The 11,850-nt window shown below is 60.9% G+C and carries 11 protein-coding genes; 7 read left to right on the forward strand and 4 right to left on the reverse strand.

Going from position 1 to position 11,850, the window contains the following annotated elements; all coding sequences use genetic code 11:
• Positions 1–54 precede the first annotated feature (54 nt).
• Genes O4H53_RS11850 through O4H53_RS11875 form a run of 6 tightly spaced genes read left to right on the forward strand, consistent with a single transcriptional unit; the run spans position 55 to position 5,544 of the window.
• Complete coding sequence (locus O4H53_RS11850; RefSeq protein WP_047998061.1) at positions 55–774, forward strand: transglutaminase-like domain-containing protein; 720 nt, start codon at positions 55–57, stop codon at positions 772–774.
• Positions 771–1,220 carry a MaoC/PaaZ C-terminal domain-containing protein gene (locus tag O4H53_RS11855; protein ID WP_047998060.1) on the forward strand — a complete coding sequence of 150 codons (450 nt, stop codon included), beginning with the start codon at positions 771–773 and terminating at the stop codon, positions 1,218–1,220. The genes O4H53_RS11850 and O4H53_RS11855 overlap by 4 nt, the downstream gene beginning before the upstream one ends.
• Entirely contained in the window at positions 1,207–2,334 is a 1,128-nt protein-coding gene (locus O4H53_RS11860; RefSeq protein ID WP_047998059.1) for an acyl-CoA dehydrogenase family protein, read from the forward strand. The genes O4H53_RS11855 and O4H53_RS11860 overlap by 14 nt, the downstream gene beginning before the upstream one ends.
• Positions 2,331–3,482, forward strand: a complete 1,152-nt coding sequence (locus tag O4H53_RS11865) for an acyl-CoA dehydrogenase family protein (protein ID WP_047998058.1) — start codon at positions 2,331–2,333, stop codon at positions 3,480–3,482. Before O4H53_RS11860 ends, O4H53_RS11865 begins: the two co-directional genes overlap by 4 nt.
• A 28-nt stretch (positions 3,483–3,510) precedes the next feature.
• A complete protein-coding gene (locus O4H53_RS11870; RefSeq protein ID WP_047998057.1) occupies positions 3,511–4,320 on the forward strand; it encodes an enoyl-CoA hydratase/isomerase family protein in 810 nt (269 codons plus the stop codon).
• A 27-nt stretch (positions 4,321–4,347) separates the two neighbouring features.
• Positions 4,348–5,544 (forward strand): phenylacetate--CoA ligase family protein, encoded by a 1,197-nt coding sequence (locus tag O4H53_RS11875; protein WP_231582207.1) that lies wholly within the window; start codon positions 4,348–4,350, stop codon positions 5,542–5,544.
• 110 nt (positions 5,545–5,654) lie between these two features.
• On the opposite strand, the gene O4H53_RS27100 is transcribed toward O4H53_RS11875, so the two are convergent.
• The 4 genes from O4H53_RS27100 to O4H53_RS11900 all read right to left on the reverse strand — a co-directional run bounded on the left by O4H53_RS27100 (position 5,655) and on the right by O4H53_RS11900 (position 10,618).
• Positions 5,655–6,116 carry an NAD(P)H-dependent flavin oxidoreductase gene (locus O4H53_RS27100; protein ID WP_331284233.1) on the reverse strand — a complete coding sequence of 154 codons (462 nt, stop codon included), beginning with the start codon at positions 6,114–6,116 and terminating at the stop codon, positions 5,655–5,657.
• Between the two features lie 1,276 nt (positions 6,117–7,392).
• Complete coding sequence (locus O4H53_RS11890) at positions 7,393–8,559, reverse strand: acyl-CoA dehydrogenase family protein (RefSeq protein WP_047998054.1); 1,167 nt, start codon at positions 8,557–8,559, stop codon at positions 7,393–7,395.
• Positions 8,560–8,574: 15 nt separating this feature from the next.
• Positions 8,575–9,816, reverse strand: a complete 1,242-nt coding sequence (locus O4H53_RS11895; RefSeq protein WP_231582205.1) for a thiolase family protein — start codon at positions 9,814–9,816, stop codon at positions 8,575–8,577.
• A 13-nt stretch (positions 9,817–9,829) separates the two neighbouring features.
• Complete coding sequence (locus O4H53_RS11900; protein WP_053079188.1) at positions 9,830–10,618, reverse strand: enoyl-CoA hydratase/isomerase family protein; 789 nt, start codon at positions 10,616–10,618, stop codon at positions 9,830–9,832.
• Between the two features lie 112 nt (positions 10,619–10,730).
• On the opposite strand from O4H53_RS11900, the gene O4H53_RS11905 reads away from it, so the two are divergent.
• Complete coding sequence (locus O4H53_RS11905; protein WP_047998053.1) at positions 10,731–11,834, forward strand: CaiB/BaiF CoA transferase family protein; 1,104 nt, start codon at positions 10,731–10,733, stop codon at positions 11,832–11,834.
• Positions 11,835–11,850: the final 16 nt, after the last annotated feature.

An 11,850-nucleotide genomic window follows, 5' to 3' on the forward strand; every position in this document is an offset into this window, starting at 1 on the left:
CGCAGGTTTTCAGATTGTATTCTAACATTTGTTAGAAAAAAATGGACAGATCCAATGGCCCAACCCCATGACGACCTGCCGACAGAAGCTGCGCGCTTTGTCTTGCCCGCGCACTTTGTCGAGAGCGACAGCCTCGAAGTGCAGGGTTTCATCACATCGGCTTTGCGCGATCTTCCTGTGGACGCGACCAATCGAGATAAGGCGATCCGCCTGTTCGAAGCGGTTCGCGACGATATCCGTTACGACCCGTATTGTTTTGCGCTGGATGAAGATTCTTATCGTGCCAGCCGGATCGCCGGGGCGGAGGCAGCCTTCTGCGTCCCCAAGGCAATCCTACTTGCCGCCTGTCTGCGCGCCGTCGGTATCCCCGCCGCTTTGGGATTCGCGGACGTGCGCAACCACCTGAATACTCCCAAGCTGCAGGAGCTGATGGGGACCGATCTCTTTATCTATCACGGTTATGTTCAACTTTGGCTGGGTGGTGAATCCTATAAGGTCACACCCGCTTTCAACATAGAGCTGTGTGAAAGATTCGGGGTCAAGCCTCTGGTCTTTGACGGCTATCATGATGCTCTTTTCCACGAATTCGACGAGCAGGACCAGCGCCACATGGAATATGTGAACGACCGGGGTCTTTATGTCGATGCGCCGATGGCGGAATTCCTGACGGCCTTCAAGGAAACCTACCCGAAACTGGAAGAGTTCAACCGGGTGAGAATCTCCAAAGATTCGAGCGGGTATGATTCCGGTTTCGCAAAGGAGGGGGCCGCTTGAAATATCTTGACGATTTCGAGTCGGGCCAAGTCTTTCACTTTCGCAGCGCCCCGATGAGCGCACAGTCCATAAAGGCCTTTGCCCAGGAGTGGGACCCGCAACGGCTGCACACCGACGAAGACTATGCGACCGCGATACATGGCAGCCTGATCGCCTCGGGATTTCAGACCGTGCTTGAGGTGTTCAAACCTGTCGTGACGGAATTGATGGTCGAGGTGGCCAATATCGGCGGCATGGGCTTCGAGAATCTGCGCTGGCTGCTGCCTGTCCGCCCGGATGAACCCCTCGATATCGAAATGACTATCAACTCGGTCACGCCGTCCAAAAGCAAGCCCGATCGAGGTGTTTTGCACTATACGCTCAGCGTCAGGAACCCCAAGGGCGAGGTGGTTCTTTCAGCTGACGTCCCATTGATGATGAAGCGAAAACGAAATGACACAGGTTGATATGCAATCCAGCGAACAAGAAGAAGACCTTCGCCTGCTGCGCGAAAGCGCGCGCACGCTGTTTGACCGCGCGGGCGGAAGTGGACGGTCGCGAAAGCTCCGCGATGCCGGGGGCGAATTTGACCCGGATATGGTCCGGGAATTGGGCGAAGCCGGTGTTTTTGGCGTGGCCGTGCCCGAAGAACAGGGGGGGCTTGGCATGGGCCTGGCTGCCGGTGGCGTTATCGCCGAAGAGGTCGGCCGCGTGATCGCCCCGGAACCGGTCGTGGCGACGATTGGTCTTGGCCTAGGCCTTCTGCGCCGCCTTTGCCCGGAGCATCCGAAGCTGGAACAGCTTATCGGCGGCGAGGCATCGCTGGCGGTTGCCTGGCAGGAACGTGGTCCGGGCGGCGCTTCCGCTGATGCGACTTGCCGGTATGCGGACGGAAAGCTGACCGGCGGCAAGGCCTGGGTGGTTGGCGCGGGAGGAACGCAGGATTTCCTTGTTGTAGCCGAAGCAGATGGTGGCCCGGTTCTAGTTCTGGCCGAGGCCAGCGCGGATGGGCTTGTTACGACCAGGCGGGCGCAGGCCGATGGCAGTTCCTTGGGCGAGCTTTCCTTTTCAGGAACGCCGGCTGCGGAGCTGGCCTGCGGTGCCGCGGTTCAGGGAGCGCTGTCCGAGGCTGTGGCCGACGCAACGGCGCTTGCCGCAGCCGAGCTTGTCGGCCTGAGCCAGCGCGCCTTCGAGATTACGCTCGACTACATCAAGACGCGCGAGCAGTTCGACAAGCCGATCGGATCCTTCCAGGTCATCCAGCACCGCGCCGTCGACCTGAACGTGATGTGCGAGGTCGCGCAGGCCGCAGTGCGCGAAGTTCTGATGCGGATGGATGGCGAAACGGACGCAAGTATCCGCGCACGTCTGGCCAGCCGGGCCAAGGCACGGGCGGTCACGGCCGCCAGGAAAGTCACCCGCGACGCCATCCAGCTGCACGGCGCGGTCGGCTACACCGATGAATTCGATATCGGGCTTTATCTGAACCGGGCGCTGGTGCTGTCGGCCTGGCTGGGCGACGACGCCTATCACCGTCGGATCTGGTTTGACGCGCGCGAAGAAGAGGGGGCCGCACAATGACCGACTGGAACGCAATGAGCGATGCGGAATTCCGCAAAGAGGTGCGCGGGTTCCTCGAGGCCGAGTACCCCGAAGAGCTGCGCCATCTGCCGCACCGCCCCAAGTTCGCCGAGATTGAACATTGGCATCGCAAGCTGCACACCAAGGGATGGGTTGCGCCGGCCTGGCCCGCGGAATACGGCGGTATGGGGCTGAATGCCGCCAAGCTGCTGATCTTCTACGAAGAGCAGCAGCGCTGGGGTGTCAATCGTGGTCGAGACATGGGTGTGCAGATGGTCGGCCCCCTGATCATCAAGTTCGGCACTCAGAAACAAAAAAACTATTGGCTGCCGCGAATCCTCAGTTGCGAAGACATCTGGTGCCAGGGGTATTCGGAACCCGGTGCCGGGTCCGATCTGGCCAACCTGCGCACACGCGCAGAGATTGACGGCGACGACTTTGTCATAAACGGACAGAAGATCTGGACCACGATGGCGCATGACGCCACGCACATCTTCATGCTGGTCCGCACCGATCCGGACGCGCCCAAAAAACAACAGGGAATCAGCTTTGTCCTTGCGCCGATGGATCAACCCGGTGTCGAGGTGCGCACGATCACCACGCTTTCGGGGGAAACGGAATTTTGCGAGGTTTTCTTCGACAATGCCCGTACACCCCGCGAAAACCTCGTGGGCGAGTTGAACAAGGGCTGGACCATGGCCAAGGCGCTCCTGAGCTTCGAGCGCATCTTCATCGGCTCGCCCAGCCTGGCCCAGAACGCGTTGGGGCAGCTTGAGAGCTTCGCACGGGGCCGTGGCGCTTTTGACGATCCAGTGTTCCGCGACCGCTTTGCGCAAGCCGCGCTTGATGTCGAGGATCACGCGGCGCTTTACTCCCGTTTCGCCGACCAACTGAAGCGCGGCGAAACGCTGGGCGCCGATGTCTCGATGCTCAAGATCTGGGTGACCGAGTGCTTTCAGCGCATCACCGAGCTGATGATCGAGGCAGCCGGACCCGATGGCGGCACCGTCGGCCCGCTTCAGGTCGGCAATGTAAGCGTCGATGTCCTTGCGAGTTTCTACAAGGCCAGACCGACGACGATCTATGGAGGGTCGAACGAGATCCAGCGAAACATCCTGTCCAAGGCCGTTCTCGGATTGCCTGACTGAACCTAATACCCTGAGGAGGAAAAGAACCATGTCCGATCGTTACGCAAAATATCACAAGATGAAATTCGACTACCCGGCTGATCGCGTCCTGCGCATCACGTTCGACCGCCCTGAGACCTTCAATTCCGTAGATGCGGAAACCCACACTCAGATGACAGATATGTGGATCGATATCGATCGTGACCCCGACATCAATGCGGTCATAGTCACCGGCGCGGGCAAGGCATTCTCGGCCGGCGGCGATTTCAGCCTGATCGAAAACATGATCGGCAATTCGTACGAGATCATGAAGACGTGGAAAGAGGCCAAAGACCTCGTCTACAACATCATCAACTGTAACAAGCCGATTATTTCCGCCATCAACGGCCCTGCCGCCGGTGCCGGCCTTGTGGTGGCCATCCTAGCCGACATCTCGATCGCCGGTAAGAAGGCCAAGATCGTCGATGGTCACCCGCGTCTGGGCGTTGCCGCTGGCGATGTCGCGGCAATCATCTGGCCATTGCTGACCTCGATGGCCAAGGCGAAATACTATTTGATGACTTGTAAGCCGGTTTCGGGCGAAGAGGCCGAGCGCATCGGCCTAGTGTCAATGTGCGTCGAAGATGACGAGTTGCAGCAAATCGCTTTGGATACGGCCGTCGAGCTCGCCAACGGCTCGCAAAGCGCGATCCGCTGGACCAAATATTCGCTGAACAACTGGCTGCGCCAGGCTGGCCCGATCTTCGATGCCTCGACTGCGCTTGAAATGCTCGGGTTCATGGGCGAAGACGTCAAGGAAGGGGTACTGTCGCATCGCGAGAAGCGCGCGCCGAACTTCCGCAAGGACTGCCCGCTTTAAGCCACGACTGAACAGGGAGGCATGATCATGTCTGAAGACATCTATAAGGACATAGCTCAAGCCTATGCCGCCGCAGCCGAAAGGGCATCTGGGCTGAAATCACGATTTGCGGCTGCCGGATTCGATCCGGCGGCCGTCAGGTCCTTGGCAGATCTGTCACGGCTGCCGGTGATGAAGAAGGAAGAGCTTCTCAAGCTCCAGCGCGCCAATCCGCCCTTCGGCGGGTTTCTCGCTGCCGATCTAAAGGATGTCGGCCGGATCTACGTGTCGCCCGGCCCGATCTTCGAGCCGTCGCTTTCGGGCGGCGGTGGCCACGGCTTGGACCTTCTATTCAGATCGGCCAGCGTGGGTGCGGGCGACATCATTCTGAACACCTGGATGTATCACCTCGTGCCGGCGGGGCTTTTGTTCGACGAAGCGGCACAGGCCGCCGGGGCCACCGTAATTCCCAGCGGCGTCGGCAATACCGAGCTTCAGGCGCAGATCATCGTCGAAACCGGCGTCACTTCGATCTGCGCATCCACCGCGTTTTTCCTGACGCTGGCGGACAAGGTGATCGAAACCTATGGCCGCGACGCTTGGAAGGTGAAAACGGCCTTCCTCGGTGGTGAGATGGGCGACTGGATGGCCAAGCGCCGCCGGATCGAGGCAGACTATGGCGTGTCGACCTGGGCTGCCTATGCCACTGCGGATTTGGGCCTTGTCGGCTATGAGGATGGCGGCGACGGCTATGTGGTTCATCCCGACCGCGTGGTGCAAATCTGCGATCCGATCAGTGGAGAACAGGTCGCTCACGGGGAACCGGGTGAGGTTGTTGTGACCGCGCGCGATGCCACCTGGCCGATGATTCGGTTTGGCACCGGAGACAGCGCCTTTGCGCTGGGGAGCAACGCGGATGGCACCGTCAGCCGAATTTCTGCACTGCAGGGCCGAGTCGGCGCAGCGGTCAAAGTGCGCGAGATTTTCGTTTATCCGCGCGTGATCGAAGAAGTTGTCATCGGTACGCCGGGCGCAAAGGCCGCGCAGGCCGTGGTAACGCGCGAGAACGATCGCGACATGATCCGCATCTCGCTTGTGCTGGAAGACGGTGCCGATGCCTCGGCCGCAATCATCGCCGCTGCCGAGGCCTTCAAGTCGCATTCCAGGATCCGCGCCGACGCGGTGAGCGTGGTGCCGGAGTTGCCGGAGAATGCCGATCTGATCGTCAACGACAAGGACGGATGAGGCGCGGACCCGGACCGCGCTGATTTTCCGGGCAGATCGCAAGGCGGCCGACCAAATCCGGCTGATATGACTGTCTTGACCGAAACGGGTTTGCGCAAAGTTGCCGGCGCTCAGCTGCAGAGCGCGTCCTTCGCGGCACGGGATTCCCGGTCGATGTAGTCCGCCGTTGTCGTCACCGCGTGAACCGCTCCGATGCCCTGACCGCAGCCCCAAATGTCGCGCCATGCCTTCGGGCGGACGTCGCCGGTGGAGAGGTTTAGCTTGTTGCCTTCGCCGGTCAGGTTTTCCGGATCCAGGCCTACTGACCGGATCGAAGGTTTGAGGTAATTGGCATTCACCCCGGTGAAATGGCTGGTGTAGAGAATGTCCTCGGCCGCGCTGTCCACGATCATCTGCTTGTAGCTTTCGGCGGCGACAGCTTCGGTCGTGGCGATGAAGAGCGAACCGATATAGCCAAAATCCGCGCCCATGGCGGCTTCGGTTTCGCACAGGAGTACCACGTCGAGCGGTATTTCCGCGAAAGCGTGCTGAACTTCATCGCCCCAGTCAGCGAGGAACTGATCCTCTCTCACGTGGCCGAGAAAGCGCTGGGGATGCCCAAGTCCTACTGACCGGCAATCGCCGCACCAACGCCGCCGCGGCCTCGGTCGGCGCAATCGCATGTATGTGCGATCTGGCGGCCTCGGCCGAGCAAGTCGATGACGGTAGAGACGGACATCGGCGAAATGGGTTTCATCGACATGATCTAGTTCACCGCTACGGGAAAAAACCCAATTCAAGCACCCGCGCGATAACCAACGCGATCATCCGTACGGCCTCACCCCCTTTGCCATCGCCTCGCGGATGACCATTCTCGGTGTGCCGAATAACTTCGGGGTGCAGTGGCGGCAGGTCTTATGGGTGCGGGGGGGCACTGCTTGGGCACCATGCCGAATGCCGCCTCCTTCATCTGCGACGAAATAGGCGGCCCGACAGACGACGCGGCCACTGACGCCCGCGCATGAGGTGGTGAGTGCATATCGCGCCGCAGGACGCACCGTACCGGACATGCCCGTCCTCCGCGGGATCTCCGGCGAGAACGGGTTCGTCGGCCGACACTGGCGGTTCATGACGGTCGTCGAGTCCGCCACGCGTACGGAGTTCGCCCGTTTTTCCATGTTCCATAGCTCATCTCCTTTGTTGATAAGCGTTCACAGAAGAGCACTGGCCGTTCAGCTTGATGGCTTTAAGCTCCACGGCAGTAGGTGACCTGCCACAGAACTTTCATCCAGCCGCGATTTGAGCCCGGTTAGTGATACGCCGACTGGCGCTGCTGGAGCTACTGACAGATGCGCGGAACTTTAGAATGGTGCAGCGCAGCTTTCGGTTGCGATGCCCAAGTCCTCGGCGAACGCCTTGGGCGTCTGGTAGCCGAGGCCCGAATGCGGCTTCCTCGTTGTACAACTGAACACTAGAACACCCACGTTATCGATTGGCGCGAGGTTCTTCTATCGATGACGTCCATGGTCTGGCCGGTCGGTTTATCTCCATAAAGTGATCGACAAACCTGGTGTGGCGATGTTTCGATGCAATCTCACTGGCGGCCGGGCGGACCGGTCTCTGGAAGTCCAGTCTGGATGTTTGACCGGGTAGCATCTGCCGACTGTCGCGGTATCGATGATCAGGATGCCCTGACGGTGCTTGCAGAGTTGGTCCGCGATGCTGGCCGTAGCTTATTCGACAAATTCGCTTCCTCTTGGCCCCTCCGCTCGGGTCGAGGCAAGGTTTGGATCGACCTGCTTAACGCCATTGGGCCGGAACGATCACGCCGTGGCTGCACCGCGTGTGCCGTACCGGCCCGGGCGCATTTCAGAACGCGTTCAACCCGGTCAGGTTGCGCCCGATGACCAGCTTCTGGATTTCGGTGGTGCCGTCCGGGATCGGCATGACCTTGGCATTGCGGAAGTGCCGTTCGACGGGAAACTCTTTGGTGATACCATTGCCGCCGTGAATCTGCACGGCCTTGCCGGCGATTTCGACTGCCATTTCAGTCGCATACCATTTCGCCATCGAGGTCTGCGTGTCGCAGCGCACGCCCAGTTCCAGAAGTTGCAGCCCACGCTGGCACAACAGGCGCGCAGCATCCAGATGCGTGGCCATGTCGGCTAGGTAGCCCTGGATCAACTGGTGCCCGCCGATCGGCTTGCCGTGCTGCTCGCGCTCTTTCGAATAAGAGACTGCGCACTCCAGCGCCGCTTGTGCAATACCGACGCTTGTCAGCCCCACAAAGACCCGCGCGCTCTCAAAAAGCTTCAATGTCTGGAACAGGCCCCCGCCTGCATTTCCCAGAACATGTTCGGCGCTGGTTTCCGCACGGTCAAAGAACAATTCGCAGGTCGAGGCGCCGACAAGCCCCATCTTGCGCAGCTCGCGGCTTTCATAACCGCCCTTGTCGCGATCCACGATAACCATCGAAATGCCACCGTCCAAATTGCAGACAACGATGGCGAAATCCGATTGCGCACCGTTGGAAATCCACAGCTTCTGTCCGCTGACAAAAATCCTGTCGCCGTGGCGCTCCGCGCGGGTCTTGACCTCACGCACGTTCGAGCCGACGGAGGGTTCGGAAATGCAAGTGGCGCAAATGCGCTCACTGCGCAGGAGCGGTTTGAGATAAGCCTCTTTCTGCGCCGCGTCGCCCATCAGGTTGAGCGCGAATGCGGCATGACCCTGAATCAGAACGGCGATCGCCAGATCGGCCCAAACCCGCGCCAGTTCCTCGTAGAGGATACCATAGGTCAAGCGGTCGATCCCCGCGCCACCGTCCTCTTCGGGAAGCAAGCCGCTGATGAGCCCGAATTCCTCGACCTTGGTGAACAAGCCCTTGAGGGTTTCCGCATCCGGAGGATGGCCCAGATCTTCGTATTTTTCCACTAGCGGAGCGAATTCCGCATTGGCCATCTTGCGGAAGTTTTCCAGCAACATGCGCTGGTCGTCGGTATAAATCGCCTGTGCGGCAGCAATCACATTTTCCATTTTCTTTTCCTTGTTTCAGCGGCCCAGAATGGTGACGCAGGCGGCGGCTTCCTCGACGCCGTGCAAGCCGCCGCCATTTTCGGCGATGGCGTTCTGTGCGCCGTCAACCTGGCGTGCGCCAGCCTCGCCGCGTAGTTGCGTGACCAGTTCGAATATCTGGCCAATCCCGGTGGCACCCACCGGGTGGCCCTTGGATTCCAGCCCGCCCGAGGTGTTCACCGGGATGCGCCCGCCGATCGTTGTCTCGCCGCGGAGGCTGGCCGGGCCACCTTCGCCGAACGGGACAAAGCCCAGGTTCTCTATCTGGATGACCTCGCCCACGGCGGTTGCGTCGTGCACTTCGGCGAGGGACATGTCATCGGGGCCAAGCCCGGCTTGTTCATAGGCTTGCAGGGCGGTAAGGCGGGTCAGGTGGTTTTCGTGATCCTCGGGCGCGCGGTCGGTGCCCGAGCGCAGGACCGCTGCCTTGACCCTGATCGCGCGGGTCCGGTCGATGCCCAGCCGTTTGAGGCCCTCGCCCGTACAAAGCACCGCCGCCGCCGCTCCGTCGGAAATCGGGGCGCACATGGGAAGGGTCAGCGGGTAGGTGATGGGCGGCGCGGCGAGCACCTGATCAATGCTCATGCTGTCGCGATATTGCGCCAGCGGATTATGTACCGAGTGCCCGTGGTTCTTGGCGGACACGGCCGCGAAGTGTTCCTGTGTCGTGCCAAAGGTTTTCATGTGCAGCCGCGCGAAGCCGGCATAGACATCCATGAACACGCTATATGGCTTGGACGATTTCGAGCCTTCGGGTTCCTCCACCCCGGCACCCAGATCGGCCAGGCGCTGCGCGACCGCTTCGCCATTGCTCACGTCCCAGCCGCTGTCGAAGGCCGAGAACATCAGCGCGCGATCATCGGAATACATCTTTTCCGCACCCACGGCGAGGCAGCAATCGCCGTTGCCGGCCTTGAGAAAATCGACCGCCAGCTTGAAACCAGTCGCGCCGCTGGCGCAGGCGTTCTCGACATTCACCACTGGAACGCCCTGAATGCCGATCTCGCGCAGCGCTATCTCTCCGCGGATCATGTGTTGGCCCTCCATGTGGCCCTGCACGGCGTTCGAGAAAAACGCGCCTTCGATGCGCTTTGCCGAGAGTCCGGCATCGGCAAGAGCGCCGGTGACGGCCTCGCGGGTCATGTCCTTGATGGACTTGTCCCGAAACTTTCCGAACGGCGTCATGCCGACGCCGATGACATATATGTCCTGCATCATTCGTCCTCCTGTATCAGTATCCGCGAAACCGAGGCTTGCGCTTCTCATTGAACGCCGCCAGCCCTTCGTGCATGTCCCAGGATCGCATATGAGCGCGCAGATTTAGCATCTCTTCGGCGAGCGCGGCAGGCTCGTCTACGTTCAGCGACCGGTTGGCGACCGACTTCATGCGGCGCAGCACGGCCGGGCTCTTGTCGGACAGCTTGTCGGCAAAGGCCTGCACCGTCTCGCGAAGCTGGGCGTCCGCAACCACCTTGTTGACCAATCCCCACTCCATCATCTCCCGCGCCGAGACATTTTCGCCCGAGAAGAGCAGGTACTTCGCGCGGTTCAGTCCGACCCGGCGCGGCAGGATCGCCGCGCCGCCCGCACCGGGAAAGACACCGAAATTGGAATGGGCATCGCCCATCTGCGCGCTTTCGGCGGCAAAGACCAGATCGCAGGACATCACCATTTCCAGCCCGCCCGCCATGGCCAGCCCGTTGACGGCGGCGATCACAGGCTTGGGGCCATGGCGTATCAGCCCGAACGTGTGCTCGACCAGGTCGAGCAGGTCGGGCTCTCCGGGTTCGTGACTTGCGCTGGCCACTTCCTTGAGATCGGCCCCCGCGCAGAACGCGCGGCCCGAGCCGGTCAGGACAATGGCGCGAACGGCGTCGTCGGCAATCGCGGCTTCAAGCGCATTTGTCATATCGCGCAGCATCTGCATCGACATGGCGTTCAACTGCTCGGTGCGCTGGAAGGCAATCCATTCGGTTCTGGCCACACGTTCGACGGTAAGGGTGCTGGGTGTTTCAGTCATTGTAACCCTCGGAATAAAAACAACATTTGCTGAGTTGGGCTTGCCTTTTAGCGCGGATTGCGTTGCACTGAGCTGGATACGCGCGCGGAAGAAACAAGACCTGGAGCCTGATATGAGCACTGCACCACTGGCCGGATTGAAAATCCTCAGCCTCGCGGAACAATTCCCCGGACCCTACGCGACGATGCTTCTGTCGGATATGGGTGCCGAGGTGATCATGGTCGAACGGCCCGGCGTCGGCGATCCCGCGCGGCAGTTTCCGCCGCTTTTTCGGGCGCTCAACCGGGGCAAGCGCAGCGTGGCGCTCGATCTGAAATCCGCGGAGGGGATCGCGCGGTTTCGTGAGATGGTCAGCAAATCCGATGTCATCGTCGAAGGCTTTCGCCCCGGCAAGCTGGCAGCACTTGGCGCCGGGTTCGAGGACATGCGCAAGATCAATCCGCGGCTGGTCTATGTGTCGATCTCGGGATACGGGCAAGACGGCCCCTATCGCGACAGGGCGGGGCATGACCTCAGCTATGAAGGCGTCGGTGGTCTTCTGGCCGATCAGGCCGAGGCCGGGCAACCGGGGCCGGTGCCGACCCTGCCGCTTGCGGATATCGGCGCCGCGCTGTTTGCGGCGATCGCGATCCTCTCGGCTGTGGTATCCAGCCAGCGGACGGGGCAGGGCCGTTACGTCGATGTCTCGATGTCGGATGCGGTGGTCTCGATGCTCACGGCCTTCCTTGTGCCCGCGGCCAATGGCACGCCGCTGGGCGAGTTCATCTCTGAGCCGGGCTATGGCGTGTTCACCTGCAAGGACGGCAAACTGCTGACGCTGTCCATCGCGCATGAGGACTGGTTCTGGCATCCGTTCTGCGAGGCGATCGACAAACCGGACCTCGCCGGGATGAAAAGCCGCGACCGTGTCACGCGCAAGGACGAGTTGCGGGAGGAGATTGCGGCGGTTCTTGTCGGCAAGACGCGCGCGGACTGGGGCGGTCTCTTTGACAAGGCCGGCGTACCCTGGGGCCCTGTCAATTCGCTGGCCGAGGCCATGAACGATCCGCATGTGCGCGCCCGCCGGTTGCTGCGCACCATCGCGCACGATGGCGGCAAGACAGAGACTTTTCTGGTCCAACCCCTGAAATTCGACGGTTTCGAAACCGAGATTTCGGGGCTGCCGCCGGAGATCGGCGCCGATAATAAACGCTTGTTCGAGGGCGGCCCCAATTGATTGCGACTGCCCATAT

The sequence above is a fragment of the Sulfitobacter sp. G21635-S1 genome (assembly GCF_027213915.1).
Classification (GTDB): Bacteria; Pseudomonadota; Alphaproteobacteria; order Rhodobacterales; family Rhodobacteraceae; genus Sulfitobacter.

What these genes read in the sequence shown, in the direction of transcription:
- O4H53_RS11850 (WP_047998061.1), top strand. Translation starts at nt 55, where the DNA reads ATGGCCCAACCCCATGACGACCTGCCGACAGAAGCTGCGCGCTTTGTC.
- O4H53_RS11860 (WP_047998059.1), top strand. Translation starts at nt 1,207, where the DNA reads ATGACACAGGTTGATATGCAATCCAGCGAACAAGAAGAAGACCTTCGC.
- O4H53_RS11865 (WP_047998058.1), top strand. Translation starts at nt 2,331, where the DNA reads ATGACCGACTGGAACGCAATGAGCGATGCGGAATTCCGCAAAGAGGTG.
- O4H53_RS11870 (WP_047998057.1), top strand. Translation starts at nt 3,511, where the DNA reads ATGTCCGATCGTTACGCAAAATATCACAAGATGAAATTCGACTACCCG.
- O4H53_RS11875 (WP_231582207.1), top strand. Translation starts at nt 4,348, where the DNA reads ATGTCTGAAGACATCTATAAGGACATAGCTCAAGCCTATGCCGCCGCA.
- O4H53_RS11890 (WP_047998054.1), bottom strand. Translation starts at nt 8,559, where the DNA reads ATGGAAAATGTGATTGCTGCCGCACAGGCGATTTATACCGACGACCAG.
- O4H53_RS11895 (WP_231582205.1), bottom strand. Translation starts at nt 9,816, where the DNA reads ATGATGCAGGACATATATGTCATCGGCGTCGGCATGACGCCGTTCGGA.
- O4H53_RS11900 (WP_053079188.1), bottom strand. Translation starts at nt 10,618, where the DNA reads ATGACTGAAACACCCAGCACCCTTACCGTCGAACGTGTGGCCAGAACC.
- O4H53_RS11905 (WP_047998053.1), top strand. Translation starts at nt 10,731, where the DNA reads ATGAGCACTGCACCACTGGCCGGATTGAAAATCCTCAGCCTCGCGGAA.